The organism is Virgibacillus sp. Bac330 (assembly GCF_003667845.1).
GTDB classification, from domain to species: domain Bacteria; phylum Bacillota; class Bacilli; order Bacillales; family Amphibacillaceae; genus Virgibacillus; species Virgibacillus chiguensis.
Window position 1 is genome coordinate 2898891 of sequence record NZ_CP033048.1, and the last position, 22194, is coordinate 2921084.

The following is a 22194-nucleotide window of genomic DNA, read 5'->3' on the forward strand; positions in this document are numbered from 1 at the left end:
CAGGAGTATGCCGGCGTCCTCCGGCAAGGCCGTCTTTAGTCGGCCTTTCTATTTAGAACGAACCGATGATGACTTAGCTTAGGACAATGGAGTGAAGTCGCCTAGTTGCTGGGCGCTTGCGCCGGACGTAGCTAAATAACTTAGTAAGGTTATCCACAGCTACAAAATTTAATAATTCCCTAGACCGTTAGAAAAACTTGGCTTATCGTCAAGCCTTTAAAACGGGAAAAAAGGTTTCACAGAAAGGAAGATAGACTTTTTATGCAAAATAAACCAGAGCAATGGGCAAGTAAAATTGGATTTATTCTTTCGTCAGCTGGTGCGGCGATTGGACTTGGAGCTATTTGGAAATTTCCATATATGACAGGGGAAAATGGTGGTGGTGCTTTTTTCCTTTTATTTATCGCTTTTACGATTATTATCGGCTTACCTATATTAATAGCTGAATTTATTATTGGTAGAGGTGCACAAAAAGAAGCCATATCAGCATACCAAACGTTAGCTCCCAAACGAGGCTTATGGAAATTTATTGGACATTGGGGCGTAGCTGGATCATTTCTACTCATGTCTTTTTATAGCGTTGTAGGCGGGTGGGTGCTCACGTACAGCTTTTTATCTATTCCAGGAATGATTATTGGGAATGAAACAAACTATGCCGATCTATTCGCCACGATTACTGGTAGTCCTTTTTATACAATTTTAGGCCATTTCCTATTTATTCTTATTAATATTATTGTTGTTTCCTTTGGTGTTAAGGATGGAATTGAAAAAACAAGTAAAATTTTAATGCCATTATTATTTATTTTTTTCATCATTCTCGTCATTCGATCCGTCACTTTCGAAGGAGCGATGGAAGGAATTCGTTTCTTTTTACAACCTGATTTCTCAAAATTAAACACAGAAAATGTTCTTTATGCACTGGGGCAATCCTTCTTCTCCCTTGCAGTAGGTGTTTCCGTCATGGTCACTTATAGTTCTTACTTGAAAAAGGATGTTAGTTTGCCAATGTCAGCAGCTTCTGTTTCTATTATGAATATTTTTGTCTCTTTGCTTGCAGGTTTAGCTATATTTCCTGTTGTGTTTGCTTTCGGCTTAGAACCTGCTGAGGGGCCAGGGTTATTATTTATTGTTTTACCTGAAGCTTTTGCTCAGATGCCATTTGGAGAGTTGTTTTTAAGTTTATTTCTATTATTATTCTTATTTGCCGTATTAACCTCTTCACTTAGCATGCTCGAAATTATTACTGCTGCCGTGACAGCAAAGAAACAACGTTCCCGACGGACCGTAGCTTTTCTGGCAGGTATGCTTATATTTATTACCGGAATCCCTGCAGCATTATCTTCTAGCAGTTTATCGGACGTAACTATTTTTGGAAAAACATTTTTCGATGCTTCCGATTTTTTAGTAAGTAATATTATGCTACCTGGTGGGTGTTTATTTATTTCCTTATTTGTCGGCTTTAAGCTTGAAAAACAGCTCATAAAGCAAGAGTTTGGTTATGGAAATGAACTAGGAGATACGGTATATAAGGCTTGGTACCAATTACTTCGCTGGCTAGCGCCAATAACTATTCTTATCGTATTTTTAGGTTCTCTTGGCTTCATATAAGAGAACATGGATGCGACTATAAGGGTTATCAAATAACTCACTTTCTGTGTCAAGAATCTATGCCTCGTTTGAACACTTATAGAGAGGGAAGAATAATTATAGCGATTTATTTTTTCCCTAAGAGAGTTTTACCTCGAATTGCAATTGCAGATTTTGGCATGTCTAGTCTTCTTCCTAACTAGACGACTTGCGCTAAGTTAATAAAAGAGACATAAGGAGAGTGGTTTCATGGCACAGAAAATACTCATTGTAGGTGGAGTTGGTGGAGGCGCTACAGTTGCAGCACAAATTCGTAGAAATAATCAAGATGCTGTCATTATGCTGTTTGAAAAAGGAGAATACGTCGCTTTTTCCAATTGTGGCATGCCCTATTATTTAGGAGGTACTGTGCAAGACCGAGATCAGATTTTATTTTCTACAGAGCAATTTGCCGAAAAGTATAGTGTAAACGTAAGAACCAAGGCTGAGGTAACAGCCATTCAGCGAAACGAGAAAACAGTTACTTACATGGCAGATGGACAAGAAAACACGGAGAACTACGACAAACTTATTTTATCTCCGGGCGCTACCGCAATCATGCCTTCTATCCCAGGATTAAATAAAGCACGCACTTTTTCTCTGCACACAATCCCTGATATGGATAAAATTGCGAAGTACATGCAAGAACAGCAACCAAAAACAGCCGCCATCGTTGGAGGAGGTTTTATTGGTTTAGAAATGCTGGAAAATCTTTATGAACAAGGGATAACATGCACATTAATTGATCGGTCTGAGCAAGTAATGAATCCCGTAGATAGTGATATGGCTGCACTTGTCCATTCGTATATAAAAGAAAAAAATATAAACTTAGTCCTTCATGATGGGTTAAAAAAGTTTACGAATGACGGAAGAACTTTACATTTAGAGAGTGGCAAAACAGTAGAAGCTGATCTGACCATTATGGCTGTAGGAATAAAACCACATACCCAATTAGCAAGCAATGCGAATTTATCAATTGGCGAAACAGGCGCTATTAAAGTAAATCATTTTATGCAAACGGAAGACCCTTCCATCTATGCACTTGGAGACGCTGTGGAGACAACCGATGAAATTACTGGAGCAGCAAAAATGATTGCTTTAGCCTGGCCAGCCCATCGCCAAGCATTTATCATCGCTAGCCATTTAAACAATGAACATATCCCCTATCAAGGGACTATTGGCTCAAGTATATTAAGGCTATTTGATATGACCATTGGAGCCACAGGAGCTAACCGTAACAGTTTAACAGCGAATGGTATGTCATTTAAAGAAACAACAATAGAAACCTTATCAAATGCTAGTTATTTTCCTTCTGCAGACAAGCTTTGGATCAAAGTTTTATTTGATGCTAAAAATGGGCAGATTTACGGTGGACAAGTGGTTGGCTATGCAGGTGCTGATAAACGGTTGGCCATTCTATCAACTGCTATTAAAGGGAAGCTTACTGTTTTTGATTTGCAAGAATTAGAGCTTGCCTATGCACCGCCTTATTCTAGTCCAAAAGATCCCGTGAATATCCTTGGATACAAAGCAGCATCTATGTTAAAAAAATAGAACAATCTTGTTAGTTTCCTATAGTACAAAAAAAGGACCGTCCTAAAGCTATTAGACGGTTCTTTTTTACGATTTCTTTTCTTATTTTAAGCTTACGCATTACTTAATTGGTCTACAGCAAGAATGGCATTGGCCACATCATCTGCAGTAACTTCATTGGATAAATTGCTCATCGTTTCGCCTTCCTGTGTAGCAGCCTTACCAACTCGGAGTAAATCTTCATAAGAAGTATTATCCAAATGCATCTCTTTTAAAGTCGTTGGCAAGCTTAATTTCTTATAAAAGTCGATGTATTTTTGTAACTCATCTTTTGGATGCAATTCTAAAACAAGCTGTACTAATGTACCATAAGCGACCTTTTCACCATGTGTTAAATGATGAATATCGCCTTCTAGAACTGTGAAACCATTATGGATAGCGTGCGCACCGGCTAGACCGCCACTTTCAAAACCTAAACCAGATAACAATGTATTTGCTTCAACTACAGCTTCTACATGTTTGGTTACAATACCTTTCTTCACTGCTTGAAATGCAGCCTCACCATATGCAAATAGTGTATGTTCACATTCTTTGGCAATAGCTTTCGCAGCAATACTTGGTTTTCCACCTGCCATAGCTTCTCCATTACTCTTCAATGTAGCTCTTACCTCAACCCATGTTGCCATTGCATCAGCGATTCCAGAAGCAAACAGCCTTGCAGGCGCTTTAGCGACAACGGCGGTATCAACTAATACAAGATCTGGGTTTTTATCATAAAATTTATACGACTCAAATACACCTTCATCGCTATAAATAACGGATAACGCACTTGTAGGAGCATCAGTAGACGCAGTTGTTGGAACAATAATAACGCTTACTTCCAGTCCGTCAGCAATTGCTTTTGCAGTATCTAGCGTCTTTCCACCACCTACACCTATTACCGTATCAACACTTGCTTCTTTACCTTCCTTTACAACTCTATCAATTTCAGCTATGGATGCCTCACCATTAAATGGTACATAATGATAAGCTACATTTTCTTCTTTCATACTTGCTTCAATGGTTTCTTTTGTAATCTCCCACACCACATCATCAGACAAAATTAATGGCTTTTTACCAATTGGCTTGACATGTTTTCCTAGACTCTTTAAAGCATCTTTTCCTTGAATATACTTGCTTGGTGAAATAAAAATGATTTCTGACATTGTCATCGCCCCTTCTACCGGTTATCTAGTAGTTGATATGCAGGCAACATAACAAAAGCTTGAGCTCATTTATAAAAAACTTCTTCTTTACATACCTGCATTTCCCATTGAATCACCGGAAAATTTTAGTACTCCGTACACCTTTTAGTATATCAGTGATCAAATAAATTATACAAGCTTTTCGTGACTAATTTCACATTTTTTTAATAAATCTAAGATTTTATACATTTCTATAGTGTGTCAGAAGCAACTTAAGTATTATTTTTTTACTCTAATTTATGCCTCCTACAGTCTTAATCGCTCAAATAGGCTCGTACAACACCTGAAAAATGAAATAGCCAACCCTACTAGAAAACGCGCTTTCTGTAGAGTCAGCTACTCCTTATAAATCCTCTTCAAACCGATAAACTAATTTATACTTCTCTTCATTTAACAAATCAGATACATGTATACGAACACCGTGACCAAATACGACTTCATCTTCGGTCATCGCAACAATCATTGCCTTTGTTTCTTGATGTACATCAATATAAATATCCCCAACAGCAGGTTTAAGATTCGTATCACTTTCTGCCAAGTAGCTGATCGATTCATCTTGAATTTGCTGTTCCTCAGGGACCAAACTTTTATCATAATATGCAATTTCTCGACTAGCTTCTGCTTTCCCTGGAACCATCACAACATATTCGCTATGCTTTACACCATTATCCCTAGTAGTAACCACATTCCCATCTTCTACACTATCAACTTTTTCAATCGCATTCAGTGAATAGTGGTCAAGAAAATCTGGCGCTGGCTTAATGATTAGAATATAATCACCTGGCTCTGGTCGTTTATATTTATCAATGGTATATCGTTTCCCATAAAAAATAAATGTATCATTATGTTGTGGGCGACATAATTCAATTTCACTTGCTTTCGTCAATATCTGTTGCATATCCTTTAAACGATATAAATGGACAGATTTCTTAAACATCGGTTTTACTGAATACACTTGGTGCAATTCATTTCGATAAAAAACAAACTGCCCTTTCCTCACTTGAAAAAGCTTCATTAGACTACCTCCTATAATGATGTTCCATTAGAGTATATTACAACTATGGTACAAAAGGAAAGACTTATATTGATATTCCTTTTTTTCTAGTTATTTAAACTTTTCCCCACGCTAAAGTAAGCTTTTCATGGTGGTTTTTTTCATGGTGCTATGACATATTCATGCAATGGTTTTCACCTAAGTTTTTACAAAAACGTATTTAGCAAAATGTATTCCCACTTTGTTTAACTCGTCGTCTTACAGCACATACTTTACGTTCATATTCTTTCCATATGAATAAACGGTAATGAAGTATCTACTTTACCAATCACCTGTTTAATAGTAAAGTTTTTTCCACTTAACCACTTTTTGAAATCAAAAATAACCGGGTCTCTATCGCCTCCCAAAGCGAACCATGCTTTTAACTGCTTAGGAAAATAACCTGATGTATGAATCGTACCAGCCCATTGCTTATATTTCGTCGAAAAAACCCCACGTTTAGAATCATTCATCAGCTTAAAAGCTTCATAAGCACTGGTTGTAGCGTTCGTTTCCTCCTGGATGGTTTGTTGCCTTCGTTTTGAGTCTTTTAAATGATGGCGATTCTCTTCAACCAGATTCTCAAAGTGATTGGTACAAACTTGATCTGTACGAATATATACAGACCGAGGTGACGCTTCTACAATATAGCTTTCCCCATTTTTATCCAATAAAACATAACTAAACGAATGTCGATGGGGGATTTCCTGTAATAAAGCTATTGCTTCTTGTGCATTTTTACAATTCTCTAGGATAATTCTTGCAATCATATTACAAATAAATCCGTCTTTCGGACGACGCCGGTGAATAAAATTATAGCCGATTGCTAATCCGTGTTCATTCATTCCATCCATTCTACCAGTGATGCGTTGAGATGGAGCAACCGTTGCATAGCCTTGATCGTTCGGCTGAAAAACCATATAGCGACACTCATAAGTCTTCGGATGGTAATCGTAGTTACGAATCATGTAATCAGAACTAGTAAAAATGGAACAGCCGCTTTTTTTATATTCCAGTCGGTAACCACCAAATTCTTTTAGTATATCAACCATCTGCCATTGAAGTGCATCCATTAACCCACATAATTCATCCCAGATTCCGGGTGCAATTGGTTGGACGATTCGCTTTACTTCAGTTTCATGAATGTCAAATCGTGGTTGTCGAATATTCCATTGTTTTTTCCTATTTTGTAATATGTATGTCTGCTTTAGATCCAATCCTTGTTGATAGCCAAAATCATAATGACTGCCCCGAAATTGTTTCACATCACTATAGATGGTTTGCATCATTTCCCTCCCTTTTCCTTCATTTATTTTCTCATTGTAATCCTTTTTCTTCCATTTGAAAATCGAAAAGTTTTGCTTAGGTCCTTGCCAACCGTATCATAAACACTATAGTTTATTTTACACTTTAAGAAAGTATGAGGTTTTTCTAATGTGATAACACCCTCCGTTTTAAACAGTTTATACTTTAATGAAACTTTTCTCTTTTTAAAAACGTAGAAACAGGTAGATTTTTTATTTATACTATAGGAAAGCATAAAAGTTTAAAGGTTTATAGTATAAGCAAAACTACAGCTTGTCACCAGAATACTTGGCGACAAGCCAAATTTTTTAAGGAGTGGAAAAATTGATAGGAATGCTAACAACAACAATACTTTCATTTATTTTGTATGCCCTTATCGCTATATTTTTTATTGCGCAAAATAAAAAATACCGCATGACAACACTAAAAGCAGTTGGACTTGTTTTTGTGACCTTATTCATACTCAGTGTGATTATCATATACATAGTCATGCCACCAATTACGATACCGAACATGACAATAGCAAATTTAATTGTCGGGACTGTAGGAATGGTTAGCTTATATGCACTAACAAAAAGTAAACCATTCACGAAATCAACCAAGCATTTTGATGCTATTACGGGCGCACTTATTCTGCTTGCCATTATTACTATTCCCGGTTTCATCATTCTAGGAATCTTTACGTTAGATGATGCACATCAATCTATAACCAAAGAAGAAGTAGATGAAGCAAAACCATTAGATCAAGACGCAACACCAATTGTTGTATCACCAGAATTCGCAAGAAATAAAGTGCAAAAGGCAATGAGTGTAGTACCAAATACACAGTTTTATGACCTAGGTAAATTACAAGTACAAAAGATTGGTGACGAGATCGTTTTTGTAGCCCCTGTAGAGTTTACTGGGTTTTGGAAATATTTTCGCGGTAAAGAAACAGAAGGATATTTCACCATCTCAGCTACAGATGTAAACGCGCAGCCAAAATTTATAAAGAGCAAGATGAAATATACCAATTCCAGTTACTTTAACCATCAAATATCACGAACGATTTACAATGCACATCCTGGTTATATTCAAAGTGGAGAAGCGCAAATTGAAGTCGATGAAGAAGGAAAACCTTGGTATGTACAGACACTGTATAAACCGATTGGCTTAACGAATAAACCTAATTTGCAAAATTTACATGTCGCTGTTGTTGATCCAGTCTCCAGTAATGTAAAACTGTATAAATCAGAAGAAGCACCTTCATTTATTGAAGGCCCTATTAGCTCTGAGATGGCTTCAGAGGAAAATGAATACTTCGGAAAATATGTGCATGGGTGGCTCAATTCTATCTTTGGCAAAAAAGATGTTAAAATACCGAACGAATCTGGAACGGAAGCAAGTGTTACACCAATTTTTGACGAAAATGGGGAAATGCATTATTTTACAGATATGTCCTCTCCAAAGGAAAATATTGACTCTGCCCTAGGTTATACACTAATAAATGCTAGAACAGGTAAATTAACATATTATAATGGTGAAAAAAATAACGGCATTATGGATAGCAAAGGTGCTAAAGAGATTGTCAACAAAGAATTTCCAGAGAAAAAATGGACTGGATCCATGCCGGTTCTTTATAATATCGATGGAAACCCTACATGGGTCGTGAATGTTCTCGACCCAAATGGACTCTTTAAACATTATGCTTATATTAAAGCAGCCGATTCCGATTTCGTCGTCTTTGGAGATACTGCTAGAGGCACACTAGAATCTTATCGACTTGCTTTGGCACAAGATCCAAGTAATGTGGAATCAACGGGAGACGCAAACTTAGAAAAGCGTGACGGAGAAGTAGAACGTGTACTAGTTACAACGCAAGATAAAAAGCAAGTTGTACAATTTCTACTTCAAGATGACCCTATTATCTACACGGTGAACTCCGGAAAAGCTCCAAGAGCCATATTCTTGCAGCAAGGAGATAAAGTAAAATTAGAAGCTAATATTAGAGACAACCAAACAGCTATCGTAGAAACGATCACAATTGAGGGGTTGACCAACACCGAACAGTAAAATAAAGTGTTTTTACAACTTTAAAAATACCCCTTCAACAAGCAGGCTATCCTTAGGTTAACCTGCTTGTTTTGATGATTTACCTCCATGCCGTTTTAATAACCAGAACCCCTTCGTTAACCAATAAGCCAAATAAGCAACGGTAATGTCAATTAAAAAAATGTAAGTATATTTCATACCTGCTCGTAACTCCAGCATTCCTATTGCTTCAAAAGTAGGTGCTAACACATACCCGAAAAAGGCTGACATAATAATTGCTGCGATATAGTAATTTCTTCCTTTGTTTTTGCAATATTGATATATAAACATAAAACCTATTGGCAATACAACCGTTGTAATTGTTAAGCTGGTTGGAAATAAATAAAAAATATTATGTGGAGTAATTAATACATTCTTCATAGATAATACTGTATCTATATTTGTCCACATCACATGAATAGCAAACCCAAAAAAGCCTAATTCAAAAACGCGTTTTCGATCTATAAAAATGTACAAGAGAATAAGTGGAATCAGAACACTTATCCAATTAAACCAAAATTGCCATGTATCGAAACTTGACGTTAGCTCCCAGAATTCTTGCCTGTAATAATCCAACTCATCTTTTAAATGTAATATTTTGTTATTCATTTCTTGCTCATTCATGACTCCCTCACCTCACATCGCTTTACGATTCATTTAATAAATCTCATCTCTCTACTTTGTTTGCATTTTAATCCATCTAAATAAATAGGTTAACCAATAAGCCAAAGACGCTACCAAAAAATTAAGCAATAGTAGATAAGTTAAATTCATTCCTTTATTTAACCTTAAATAATCACTCAGAACAAATACGTAATCAAGTCCATAGGCAATAAAAATAGTTAATAATAATGCATAGACATAAAAATTTTTATTTTTCTTCGTACAATATTGATACAATAGCATATAAGCTACTGGTAAAATGACCGCTGTTACTGTCATCCCACTAGGAAATAAAGATGTTAAATCATGAGGGTGAACAACCAAATTATTCGCCTCTAACGCACCATTCACTTTGGAACTAATCATATGAACAGAATATCCATAAAATGATATTTCAAATATTCTCTCTCGATCAATAAATTTGTATAAAATGAACAGCGGGATAAAGAAAAACGAAATATTAAACCAAAAATACCATGTTTCAACATTAGAGGTAAGTTGCCAGTACTCTGATTCTAACTTACCCTGTTTTTCTTTCAAGTTATATATTTGCAGATATAATGTTTCAGCACTCAATAAACTCACCTTTTTGAAATCAGTCATAGTACATATATATTTATAACAAAAGTACATCATCTACTCTTTGTAAGTTTAGACATAAAAGGTTTATTTTATGCAAAATATCAGATGAGCTACTATTTGTTAAATAACGAAAAAACACCGTGCTATAGATAACAAGCACCGTGTTTTTTTATATAGAGGGAACTATTCTTCTATAAGCAAAGATAGTTCTTCCCATCTGTCCATTTTTTTATTTAGAGCTTGTTCTACGCTCATCTGCTCTTCGTATAGTTTCTGCACTTTTTCTGAATCGCTTCCCGCCTCCACAATATCATTTTTAATCGTTTCTAGTTTTTCTTCCAACGAAGCTATAACATCCTCGATTTCGTCCCATTCTTTCTTATCCATATAGGACAGCTTTTTCTTTTGTGGTCTTGGTGATTGTTTTACGATCTTGGTCTTTTCTTCCGCTTTCGTTGCTGTTTCGGCTTTCTCTTGTTGCGCTAAAAAATCGCTATAATTACTATGATACGAAGTAATATTCCCTTTGCCATCAAAAATAATTAATCTGTCGACAACTCGATTTAAGAAATAACGATCATGAGAAACAGTGACGACAACTCCTGGGAAACGATCCAAGTACTCTTCTAGCACGCTTAACGTTTGCGTATCTAGGTCATTTGTTGGTTCATCCAGAAACAACACATTAGGTTCTTGCATTAACACTTTCAGTAAATATAGCCTGCGCTTTTCTCCGCCCGATAATTTTCGAATATACGTCCATTGCTGTTTCCGCGAGAATAAAAAATGTTCCAGCATTTGCTCAGCTGTAATCACAGAACCATCTTTTGTGTAAATGACGTCCGCTATCTCTTTAATATAATCAATAATACGCTGTTCTCCGTCTAACTCTTCTTCCCCTTGCGTATAATAACCAATTTTTACTGTATCTCCAACGATCACTTCACCAGCATCAGGTATTAGCCGTTGTGCCATAATATGAAGAAAAGTAGTCTTTCCAGATCCATTAGGGCCTACAATACCTACACGGTCACCAGGTATTAACAGTTGATTTACATTAGATAGAATTTTTTTATTTCCAAATGATTTATGCACTTGTTTTAATTCGATAACTTTGTTTCCGAGCCTTGACGAACCAACAGGAACTTCAAGTTGTTCCTGTTTTGTATTAAACGTCTTTCCCTTCATAGCTTGCACGCGATCAATTCTTGCTTTTTGTTTTGTAGAGCGTGCCTTTACACCGCTTCTCAACCAAGCTAATTCCCGTCGCAACGTATTTTGATGTTTTATTTCTTCACTTTTTTCCAATTCTTCACGTTCTGCTTTCTTGTCTAAGAACAGTTCATAATTCCCTTCATACGTATATAAATTACCACAATCCAATTCAAAAATTCGGTTGGTAACTCGATTTAAAAAGTAACGATCATGGGTTACTAGCAAAAGCGATCCGGGATACGTTTGTAAATATTTTTCCAACCATTCAATAGCCGCATGATCCAAATGGTTCGTCGGCTCATCTAAAATAAGTAGATCAGCAGGCTGAATTAATGCATTCGCAAGAGCTACTCGCTTTTTTTGCCCTCCTGAGAGTGTCGCTGTTGGCTTATCGAAATCTGTAATTCCCAGCTTTGTTAAAATCATCTTTGCTGTCGTATTAGCTTCCCAAGCTCCCAAGCGATCCATTTCTTGCTGTGCAGCTAATAAATTATTTTGCACCTTTTCACTTTCAGGGTTTTGCTGTAACTGAAGCAGCGTTTCCTCGTAATTACGCATCACCTTCATGATAGCCGCGTCCCCATAATAGATTTGCTCCATTACAGTTAAGTTTGGATCTAATGACGGGTCTTGAGATAAATATTGAATACGATAATCATTCGCATGATGAATTTCTCCTTGATCTGCTGGTTCGATGCGAGCAATAACTTTTAAAAAGGTAGACTTTCCTGTACCGTTGACGCCAATTAACCCAATTCGCTCACCACGAGTAATATGACAAGTAATGGCTTGAAACAGTGTTTTATCGCCAAACGATTTGGAAGTATTTTCTATTGATAGCATTTGTCATCATCCTTCATTCTTTCTGTTTTTCCACCATATTTTTGCAATAAGTACGATTAATAATAACATCCATGAAGTCACTAAATAAAAAATAATCTTAGCTGGCTCTGTCATTTCCGAAAAGAAAAAAGCCATACCAATCCAGACAACACCAATGAGTAGTAGTTGTGCTAATATAAGTTTCAAAACAATCTCCCCCATAATATGTATCATTAGAAATACTTGGTTTGTCGCCAAGTCTTATGGCGAAAGCTGAAGTTTTTCTTATACTATAAACCTTTAAACTTTTTTACCTTCCTATAGTATTAGAAAAGGTTGGCTTTCCGTCAAATCTTTAGCGCAATATGCTTTGTATAAAAACGACTGCAAGAATAGTAGATAGTGAGTGGTTCTCCCAATGCTTACCATGTTGTTTCTATACAATCCCCCTTAAACACTCTCCTTCGCTTACAAAGCCACTTTTATATGGATGCAGCGGCTCGTTCATTAGGAGTCTATGATAGCTTTTCTGTCAAAGAGTATACAAGCATGCCCTTCTTTATCCCAATTATTTATTATAATACCCTTAGCATACGCCTAAGATCAATGCATTACCTTTTTAACAAACCTTACTTACCGCCAGACTTCTATTAAGCAATGTTTCACTTTACCTTTCCTATTTTATCTCTGGTGCTTGCTTCCTATAGCAAGGAGATGACCGAAAACACGCTTACGAAAAAAAGGATGCAGATGCTGTTATCTCCCACTGAAAATCGTTTAAATCACAATTTTCCAACCCTTAAAATGAGGCGTCACAACACCTTCCATCAATATAATTTTTCTTCAGGTGTAATATGATTTTACAAGTATATAGTTAACTACCTAAGTGTACTGCCTTACAGGCTCTGAAGCAAATTTGCCATTTCAATCGCTGCAACAGCTGCCTCAGAACCTTTATTTCCAGCTTTTGTACCTGCTCTTTCAACCGCCTGCTCAATGGTTTCCGTTGTTAAAATTCCAAAAATAACTGGCTTATCCGCTAGTAACGATACTTGCGATACACCTTTTGCCGCTTCATTACAAACATAATCAAAATGTGGCGTAGCACCACGGATCACCGCCCCGAGCGTAATAATCGCATCATACGCTTCTTTCATTGCCATCTTCTTCGCAACTAATGGAATCTCATATGCTCCAGGTACCCAAGCAACTGTAATATGATCAGCGATTACACCGTGACGCAGTAATGTGTTTTGTGCCCCTTCTAATAGTTTTGCAGTAATAAAATCATTAAATCTACCAACCACAATGCCAATTTTTAAGTCCGTTCCAACTAAGTTCCCTTGTATTACGTTACTCAATGACGCCACACTCCTCATTTTGTGTTATTTTATATGTTACTAATTGCTGTACAGAAATGATCCGTATATTAAATTGCTCAGCCATTTTCTCCAAATCATTCAGTCTTGCCATTGATCCATCGCTATGGATGATTTCACATATGGTTCCTGAAGGCGTAGCTCCACATAATTTCGCTAAATCCACTGCAGCTTCTGTATGTCCTTGACGTACAAACACACCACCATCTTTAGCAATTAACGGAAACACATGCCCAGGCTGATGAAAATCGTCTTTTCCAGAGAAAGGGTTCGCAAGCGCACGAATGGTTGTCGCACGGTCAAATGCACTAATACCTGTTGTTGTTTTCTTATGATCGACACTAATGGTAAATGCAGTTGCAAATGGGTCTGTATGTGTTGTTGGCATTAATACTAACCCAAGCCGTTTGGCTATTTCACGGTCTACCGCTGTGCATACTAATCCTTTACCATGTGTTATCATAAAATTAATGGTATCTGCCTTAATGTATTCAGATATAGCAACGAAATCACCTTCATTTTCTCGATCTTCATCATCAACTACAATAACCAGCTTTCCTGCTTTTAAGTCCTCTACCGCTTCTACTATCGTGTCCATACTATTCTCCTTTCTGATTTAGCAAACTAGAACATCTTGACTTTACCAAGTTTTTATGAAAAATTAACCAAATGAAACATCAATGATTACTATCCTCTATTTGGGATAAAACCGTTCTTTTGTAAAAAAGCTGTACTCCAATTTTCTTCTTTTCTTGAAAACGCCAATAAATGTTCAACATGCTTTATGAGCATGTCACATTCTATATTTACAACTTCTCCTATGTTCTTTTTCCCTACTATCGTTACCGAAGCTGTATGTGGAATAAGCGATATCGTAAATGTATTGTTCTTTACCTTAAATACAGTTAGGCTAACACCATCTACAGCAACTGAGCCTTTACAAATAACATACTTTGCTAAATCTGCTGAGATTTTAATATCATAATAAATAGCGTTTTCTTCATATTGCTTTCGAATAATGGTTCCTAATCCATCCACATGCCCAGAAACAAAATGTCCTCCAAACCTACTGTCAGCTGCCATTGCACGTTCTAAGTTCACAGCAGAACCTACTTTTAGCGATTGTAAAGAAGTTGCTTTAAACGTTTCTGGCATAACGTCAACTGTAAAGCTGTGCTTATCGAAAGAAGTTACCGTTAGGCAGATACCGTTAATAGCTACACTGTCCCCTAGTTGGACATCACGTAACACTTTAAAACCTTTCACTGCTAATTCAATTGCGTGCTTAGAAGTATGTTTCATGGAAATGATTTCGCCTTTTTCTTCAATAATTCCAGTAAACAAACCACTCATCCTCCCTTTAATTATTAATCGACTTATAATCTATCGCTTCTGGGAGAAGGTCGCAAAAACATAGGTTCATTAGAAAAATTTGACTTGTAGATAAGTCTTATAGCAAAAACTGTAGTTTTTCTTATACTTTAAGTTTTTAAACTTTCTCATTATCCTCCAGCAAGCCCGTCTTTAGTCGGCCTTCCTATTTAGAACGAACCGATCTATGACTTATCGTAAGGCAATTCGTGAAATCGCCTAGTTTCTGGGCACTGAAGCCGACGGGGCTCATGCTGCAAAATTTTATAACTTCCTAGACCACAAAAAGCCCCTAAACGTAGATTTAGGGGCTTAGAAAAGTCAAATTATTCCTCTTGTTTCCGCTTTTGGACAGTCAATAATAGAAAGGCTAGTAAGCTATCAAAAAAGTAGCTATGATTCTATCCCACAAAAGTCAAACTTAAGCTATTCCATGTTTCGCCACCACAACTAGAGCCTGTTTCTTTATCTTATTTTTAGAAAAAATGGCTTGTGTCCAAGTCTTTATGGAATAAAACACTGGTTTTTCTTATCCGATAAACCACTATCTTATCGTGTAAAAGAACTTGCTTATTTCATGTAGTGTACGGACTTTTTTGGAATAAATATACAGTTCAGCACTCTCTTTTATATCTGTCATTCTTTTCGGATGGCTAAAAACCCAATTCATCTTCCTGACAAACAGGCACAATAAAGCCATCTAGTTTGGAACAACTATCCAAATATGGAATTACCTTTTTCCTTCTCCCATCCAGACTTTAACTGTCGGTTCTGGAATCGCACCAGATCCACCGTTTGCGCGAATATCAAACGGTTCACGGACTTAAAGTGGCGTACCACTTTTCACCGTCGGTCGGGAATTTCACCCTGCCCCGAAGGAATGCTATATTTAGTTTTGGTTTTCAGTAAGTTCTAACATGAATACGCATAAATATTTATGAGGAAACCTTTGCTTACCACATGTTTTTCTTTTCTGATAACTAGATAGTATCAATAACAAAAATAAAAAGCAAGTTTAGAAACTTACTTGCCTTGTTCATTACATATTAGAAAAGCTTGCCTTATCGTCACATTTTGCAGGTGTTTTGTCTGTCTATCCAGGGGGGTTAACATTAAGAGGGTGTCCCGCACCAATTAAGGCATGATGGCTTCTTTTATGATATAATCTTTTCCTATATTGTAAAATAGATTACAATTCGTATTCCTCAATTAAAGCAGATTTTCTTCGCAACGTTCTAATCGAAACGTCATGCTCACCTAATATTTCATGAATGGACTTTTGGTCTTCCATAATAGTTTTAACGCCCTCATTAGTTTCTAATACAGCACGTTTAATAAACTGATTCTCCACTTTTATTTCTTCTATATCTCTTCCCAGCTTTTCAAATCTAACATTCATTTCAACAAACTTCTCATCCACTTTATCAAATCGACTATCTATACCTGCGAATTTCTCATTTACTTTATCAAATTGACTGTCTATTCCTGCGAACTTCTCATTTACTTTATCAAATTGACTGTCTATACCTGCGAACTTCTCATCCACTTTATCAAATCGACTATCTATACCTGCGAACTTCTCATTTACTTTATCAAATTGACTGTCTATACCTGCAAACTTCTCATTTACTTTATCAAATTGACTGTCTATACCTGCAAACTTCTCATCCACTTTATCAAATTGACTGTCTATACCTGCGAACTTCTCATTTACTTTATCAAATTGACTGTCTATACCTGCGAACTTCTCATTTACTTTATCAAATTGACTGTCTATACCTGCGAACTTCTCATTTACTTTATCAAATTGACTGTCTATACCTGCGAACTTCTCATCCACTTTATCAAATCGACTATCTATACCTGTGAACTTCTCATCCATTTTATCAAGCCGACTGTTTATTTCACCTAATAGCTTCATTACATTCTCTTCAAATTTTGACATATTTATCACCTCTTTATCATTATAATTTCCATAAAAAAGTCATTTTCCGCAAAACCTGATGCTACCTTCATTATATCAGAATTAATGACAAATACATATAAGAAAAACACTGTCGTTTTTCGGCCATAAGACTTGGCTTGTCACCAAGTCCTATGGATGAAATCTTACAGCAATTTATATCGTTTATTTTTCGTTCATTTCATATGTAATGGTTGTTAAATGATCTGCAGAAGCTGCTACTTCGTCAACAGCTTTACTTAATTCCGTAATAATATCTATAAAAGATATAATTTCACGATCAATCTTATTGTTTTGGTCTTTTGTTTCATGCATAGATTCCATGATTTGCAAAAAATGCTGTTCTGTTTCTTGCAATCCTGCGTTTCCTTGTTTAATTTTTGTTCCTACAGCACTTAAGGAGCTTGTAATCTTATCCACTTGCGTATTCATATTCCCAATGAGCGAGGATACATTCGTTACCGATTCTTTCGTTTGTTCAGATAAATTGCGAACTTCTTCAGCCACTACTGCGAATCCTCGTCCGTATTCACCCGCTCTTGCTGCTTCTATAGAAGCATTTAAGGCAAGTAAATTCGTTTGTTCAGCAACTTCTTTCACAATATTTACAATGGACTGCATCTTTTTGGAAACATCTAATAAATGGTGCACATCATTTCCTAGATGCTCTACCGAATTATATAAAGCTTTCATGTTTTCATCCTGCTTATTTAATTGTTCTTTCCCTTTTTTTGCTCTACTGTAAGCATCCTCCGATAATGATGTACCATTATTAGCAATCTCTATTACTTCTTTTGATTGCGATTGCAGCTGCTGAAAGGAAGCATTCGTCTCTTCAGAAATAGCCGCTAAGCTTTCCGTAGATTCTGCTACTCGCTCCCGAATTTGTTGTTTTTGTAAATTTGCTTCCCGTTTCAATTGGTTCGTCTTTTCATCATACGCTTCTAGCACAAGCTGCTGTTCTAAATTTATTATTTTTGATACTGCACGTATAGCCAAAAGCGATTCATTTTTCATTTCTATATTTTTTTCAATGATATCCATTAGCGATAAAAACAAATCCTGAAAGGCACTCATATACCATTTTGTATCAAGTCCTATATTTACATGCATGTTAGCAATTCTTACTCGTTTTTCAAAATAAGTAGGATTGATGACACCATCAAACATTTCACATATATGTCGCTTTAATGTTTGTTTTAACTTTTCAATGGAACTGTGTGTATTAATAATTTGCATTAAAGATGGTTCCATAGCTAAATTATCATAAAAACGCTCAACAATCTCATGGATATTTTGTATAACATAAGGCTTTAATTGACGAATGATGGATAGGTCAGATATAGTTAGCCCAATCATTTGAATTTGCTTAGCAACATCATTACCATTCTCTACCTGTAAGCTTATCTCCGTATTATTCCCTGCACTTTTTTGAAAAAAAGATGCCTCTCTCTGTTTTTTGAAAATCATTACAAAACCCCCTATTTATGTATATATCTCTATGACAAGTAGTTATATTCTACTAGATTTTGCTACGATTTTCCTATAAAAAGCCCAAAAGAGCGATTATTCGGACTGCAGCATACATTTAATGTCTTACTTCTCTCTTATACAACCATTTCAGTTTTAGGGTACACCTTATATATGTCGACCAAAACGCTCACTACTTTAAATTATTGTCCATCTTTCATTTGCCATACGATCGTTTTTTCTTTCCATTGTGGTAGAAAAACTTGGCTCCCGTAGTTTTGCTTATACTATAATCCATAAATTTTTTTTATAGTGCAAAAGAAAACTGCCCCAAAACAAGCGTTTTAAGGCAGATTTCTCTTTCACTTATTATTATCGAACAGCGCAACGATTAGGTCCGATTTCCATTTCACGTTGTTTTTCCTCATCAGGAGTAATTTTACCCATATTCGTCTGACGAATTTCTTGATACGCATTTGGTTGCGGTGGTAAATTCTCCGTTACTAGCTTTCTAAATTCCGCTTCGTCTTCAATATTTAATCCGTGGTTCTTCGCAAATAGTGTGCCCAGCTTTTCAGCAACTGTACCATCTTCATTCAATTCTTCGATAATCATAAAGTGAGCTGGAAGAACGATGAGTTCATTTGATAATTCACGGTAACGATGATACAACGTTTCGCGGAGATCTCCTACCCAATCTTCTGCAAGGCCAGCTAAATCTGGTCTACCAATAGAATCAATGAATAAAATATCACCTGTCAATAAATATTTTTCGTCGACGACAAAAGATGTAGAACCAATGGTATGCCCTGGGCTATATAAAGCATGGATATTGATGGTTGTATTTCCTATCTTCACTTCTTCCCCGTCTTCTAGAGCTTGATAATCAAATACAACTTCTCCAGCGTCTTTCGGTGGAAGCCAATACGTCGCTCCTGTTTCTTTAGCGATACTTCTACCACCAGAAATATGATCTGCATGCAAGTGTGTGTCAAGCACATGCTTAATAGTAACGCCAAGCTCCTTTGCGAAATGAGTGAAAATTCCTGTCATGCGTGTAGCATCAATAATTGCCGCTTCACCATTAGACACTACCATATAAGAGAGACATCCTTTGCCTAAGCGAACAAATTGATACATTTCACCACCGTTAGTTAAATCACCAACTTTTATTGGCTCCATATGTTCGCTCCAAGCTTTCATACCGCCTTCTAAATAGAAAACGTGTAATCCCTGTTCCGACAGCATTTCAGCAACCATTACAGAAGATCCTTCCTTCGCACAAACGACTAACATATCTTTATCTTTTGGCAATTTATCTAAAATACTATCTACACCATCAATTAAATCAAAGTAAGGAATGTTTAAATAGGAAAAATTTTCTCCTTCTATCTTCCAATCTGCAAAATCACTTTCATTACGAACATCCAAAATAAATAATTCTTCCTTTTGAATGACCTTTCTTGCTACTTCTTGAGACTTCATTGCTGTAAAAGACATCTCCATACCTCCATTGGTTAAATTTTGGTTTATGAACTTTTGGACCCTCGCCCCTTTAATACCCTATACGGTATTATTAAAACCAAAAAAATACATTTTTTTCTTATTGTCCCCTACAAAATAATATTTCCACATTGTCAACCACTTAAACTTAGACGATTTTTTCTAACTGCCCACTGTCAAGATGGAACAATAATCCACTTACGCTTACTCCTTCTCCATATGCTTTGTAGATAGGATGATCTTTTATATGCTCTACCTGTTTCATAATATTGATTTTCGTTAACTCATCCATGGTGATTTCTTTGTTAGAACTTGAATCTGGTAAATTACTACGGATGTTAGCAATCCATGGTGCTAATTCTTCTTCATTGTTACCACTCCAAGCAGCGTGAATACCACCACATTCTGTATGCCCCTTTATAATAATATGCTTCACTTTAAGAGGGACCAAGGCATAATAAAGACTCGCTGAAAAACTTGCATCATTTTTTGCTACTTGGTTAGCAATATTTCTGTGGACAAACATATTGCCAAGCTTCATTTGTGAAATGACAGATGGGCTAACTCGAGAATCACTACATGCTAATACGAAGAAATCAGGGTGTTGCCCTTGTTGTAGCTGATGGAAAAGATACGGATCTTCCAATTGCATTTTGTTCACAAAATCTTGATTACTTTGCATAATATTTTTTTCATCCATCGTTTCTCACCTTATTTTTCAATTGATTTTACGGCTTCTTCAATAGTAATATAGTGAATCAACTGATGATATTTTTTATTCCAGTTTGCTTTTTCTAATACATCCATGACAGGCCCTTTAATACCTGCAAATAAAAATTGCGTATGCTGCTTACAAGTCTGCATCATTTCCTCCAATGAATGAATGGAAACAGCATCCATCGAATTCACTCCGGAAAAATCCATAATAATATACTTTGTATCTGGTTTTTCTGCTAACCGATTACACAATTTATCTTCAACAAATGACATATTAGCGAAAAACAGATCCGCATCTACACGAAAAATGATTACCTCTGGATCATCCATTGCATCAGGATAACGTTGCTTGTTTTTATACACACCACGAGTTTCCACAAAGCCTAATTCCGCAATATGTGGATAAGCATTTTTACCAACATAGACAAGCAGTGAAAATACAATACCGATTAAAATACCTGTTTGAATTCCGAGCACTAATGTTGCCAAAAATGTTAGTATCCAAGTCCAACCGTCTGCACGGTTAAGCTGAAATAGTTTTTTAACTTCATGAAAATCAATCAAACTATAGACAGCTACCATAATAATTGCCGCTAACACAGCCTTTGGAAGATAATAAAATAAATCTGTGAAGAAAAGTAATGTTAGCATAATGAGCACTGCCGTAATAATTGAAGCTAACGGCGTTCTTGCACCTGCTTGGTAATTGACCGCTGATCTAGAAAAACCACCTGTTACAGGATAAGCAGAGAAAAAGGAACCTCCAACATTTGCCAAACCTAAGCCAATTAATTCCTGATTTGCATTTACTTTATACTTTTCTTTAGCTGCGATAGCCTTTGCCATAGCAATAGATTCCATAAACCCAACAAAGGTAATGGTAAACGCTATTGGTAGCAAAGCAACGATAGAATCCATCGTAAATGTCGGGAAAGAAAATGCTGGCAGTCCTTTAGGAACTTGCCCTACAATCGATACACCATCTTCATATAAATTGAAAACGTACACTGCTAAGATGCTTATTGTAACCACCACAATAGGACCAGGTATCTTTTTCACATATTTTTTAAATAGAATTAACAAAACAATACTACCAATACCAATCGTTATTGTAATCGGGTTAATTTCGGATATTCGTTTTACAGCTTCTCCGATAAGCAAAAACACTTCACTTTTTCCAGATTCATACGTAACACCAGTTAGGTCCTTTAATTGACTCAAACCGATAATGATCGCTGCTGCTGAAGTAAAACCACTAATGACAGCATGCGACAGAAAGTTCACTAAGAATCCTAGTTTAAGAACCCCTAATAATAATTGAATCAATCCTACCATTAGCATGAGTAAAAGAACGAGCGAGACATACTCCGATGATCCGGGTTCGGCTAATGTTGAAACACCACTTAGAACAAGTAAAGACACCATTGCTACTGGGCCTACTGCTAACTGTCTTGATGTACCAAAAAGCGCATAGATAATTAATGGAATTGTTGAAGCATATAATCCGATAACTGGGTCTAAACCAGCTAACATGGCATAAGCCATACCTTGTGGGATTAACATAATGGCTACAATTAATCCAGCTGATAAATCGCCACTGAAATCACTACGATTATAATTTGGCAACCAATCAAACGCTGGAACTAGTTTTTTCCACAATTTAAAAACCCCTTCCTGCTAAATCGGGTACAGACGTTT

The 22194-nt window shown here is 36.3% G+C and carries 17 protein-coding genes, 1 pseudogene and 1 riboswitch; of the genes and pseudogenes, 3 read left to right on the plus strand and 15 right to left on the minus strand.

The genetic code is table 11. The annotated features are described in order from the left end of the window. The first annotated feature begins 261 nt into the window (after window positions 1–261). Both D9780_RS13395 and D9780_RS13400 read left to right on the plus strand, forming a co-directional pair. Window positions 262–1608, plus strand: a complete 1347-nt coding sequence (locus D9780_RS13395; protein WP_073011204.1) for a sodium-dependent transporter — start codon at window positions 262–264, stop codon at window positions 1606–1608. Between the two features lie 228 nt (window positions 1609–1836). Next, on the plus strand, window positions 1837–3180 hold the full coding sequence (locus D9780_RS13400; protein WP_121640427.1) for a CoA-disulfide reductase: 1344 nt from the start codon (window positions 1837–1839) through the stop codon (window positions 3178–3180). A 92-nt stretch (window positions 3181–3272) separates the two neighbouring features. Here D9780_RS13400 and D9780_RS13405 read toward each other — a convergent pair whose 3' ends face one another. The 3 genes from D9780_RS13405 to D9780_RS13415 form a co-directional block, all read right to left on the minus strand. After that, window positions 3273–4364 (minus strand): glycerol dehydrogenase, encoded by a 1092-nt coding sequence (locus D9780_RS13405; protein WP_073011199.1) that lies wholly within the window; start codon window positions 4362–4364, stop codon window positions 3273–3275. Window positions 4365–4746: 382 nt separating this feature from the next. Then, the gene (locus D9780_RS13410; protein WP_073011196.1) at window positions 4747–5418 is read right to left on the minus strand and encodes a hypothetical protein; all 672 of its coding nucleotides are present in this window, start codon (window positions 5416–5418) and stop codon (window positions 4747–4749) included. Between the two features lie 257 nt (window positions 5419–5675). Further along, window positions 5676–6725 (minus strand): C45 family autoproteolytic acyltransferase/hydrolase, encoded by a 1050-nt coding sequence (locus tag D9780_RS13415; RefSeq protein WP_371413658.1) that lies wholly within the window; start codon window positions 6723–6725, stop codon window positions 5676–5678. 349 nt (window positions 6726–7074) lie between these two features. On the opposite strand from D9780_RS13415, the gene D9780_RS13420 reads away from it, so the two are divergent. Continuing rightward, complete coding sequence (locus D9780_RS13420; protein ID WP_240458829.1) at window positions 7075–8793, plus strand: DNA-binding protein; 1719 nt, start codon at window positions 7075–7077, stop codon at window positions 8791–8793. Between the two features lie 57 nt (window positions 8794–8850). On the opposite strand, the gene D9780_RS13425 is transcribed toward D9780_RS13420, so the two are convergent. From D9780_RS13425 to D9780_RS13480, 12 genes and pseudogenes are all read right to left on the minus strand, one after another. Further along, window positions 8851–9435 (minus strand): hypothetical protein, encoded by a 585-nt coding sequence (locus tag D9780_RS13425; protein ID WP_121640430.1) that lies wholly within the window; start codon window positions 9433–9435, stop codon window positions 8851–8853. A gap of 51 nt (window positions 9436–9486) precedes the next feature. Beyond that, window positions 9487–10050, minus strand: a complete 564-nt coding sequence (locus D9780_RS13430; RefSeq protein ID WP_121640431.1) for a hypothetical protein — start codon at window positions 10048–10050, stop codon at window positions 9487–9489. A 189-nt stretch (window positions 10051–10239) separates the two neighbouring features. Continuing rightward, a complete protein-coding gene (locus tag D9780_RS13435; RefSeq protein ID WP_121640432.1) occupies window positions 10240–12114 on the minus strand; it encodes an ABC-F family ATP-binding cassette domain-containing protein in 1875 nt (624 codons plus the stop codon). 6 nt (window positions 12115–12120) lie between these two features. Next, complete coding sequence (locus D9780_RS13440) at window positions 12121–12300, minus strand: hypothetical protein (RefSeq protein ID WP_073011163.1); 180 nt, start codon at window positions 12298–12300, stop codon at window positions 12121–12123. Between the two features lie 689 nt (window positions 12301–12989). Then, window positions 12990–13454 (minus strand): 6,7-dimethyl-8-ribityllumazine synthase, encoded by a 465-nt coding sequence (ribE, locus tag D9780_RS13445; RefSeq protein WP_371413659.1) that lies wholly within the window; start codon window positions 13452–13454, stop codon window positions 12990–12992. A 28-nt stretch (window positions 13455–13482) separates the two neighbouring features. Continuing rightward, window positions 13483–14070 (minus strand): annotated as a pseudogene (gene ribB / locus D9780_RS13450) (3,4-dihydroxy-2-butanone-4-phosphate synthase); the annotation flags it as partial. 89 nt (window positions 14071–14159) lie between these two features. Further along, window positions 14160–14816, minus strand: coding sequence for a riboflavin synthase (gene ribE / locus D9780_RS13455; RefSeq protein WP_162985965.1), 657 nt, complete (start codon window positions 14814–14816; stop codon window positions 14160–14162). A 762-nt stretch (window positions 14817–15578) separates the two neighbouring features. Then, a riboswitch (FMN riboswitch) is annotated at window positions 15579–15727 on the minus strand. Between the two features lie 305 nt (window positions 15728–16032). Further along, window positions 16033–16788 (minus strand): hypothetical protein, encoded by a 756-nt coding sequence (locus D9780_RS13460; RefSeq protein ID WP_121640435.1) that lies wholly within the window; start codon window positions 16786–16788, stop codon window positions 16033–16035. 183 nt (window positions 16789–16971) lie between these two features. After that, window positions 16972–18276 carry a globin-coupled sensor protein gene (locus D9780_RS13465; RefSeq protein ID WP_121640436.1) on the minus strand — a complete coding sequence of 435 codons (1305 nt, stop codon included), beginning with the start codon at window positions 18274–18276 and terminating at the stop codon, window positions 16972–16974. 372 nt (window positions 18277–18648) lie between these two features. Beyond that, window positions 18649–19776 (minus strand): MBL fold metallo-hydrolase, encoded by a 1128-nt coding sequence (locus D9780_RS13470; RefSeq protein ID WP_121640437.1) that lies wholly within the window; start codon window positions 19774–19776, stop codon window positions 18649–18651. A gap of 151 nt (window positions 19777–19927) precedes the next feature. Then, window positions 19928–20479, minus strand: a complete 552-nt coding sequence (locus D9780_RS13475) for a carbonic anhydrase (protein ID WP_121640438.1) — start codon at window positions 20477–20479, stop codon at window positions 19928–19930. An 11-nt stretch (window positions 20480–20490) separates the two neighbouring features. Then, window positions 20491–22155, minus strand: a complete 1665-nt coding sequence (locus D9780_RS13480; RefSeq protein ID WP_121640439.1) for a SulP family inorganic anion transporter — start codon at window positions 22153–22155, stop codon at window positions 20491–20493. Between the last annotated feature and the right edge of the window lie 39 nt (window positions 22156–22194).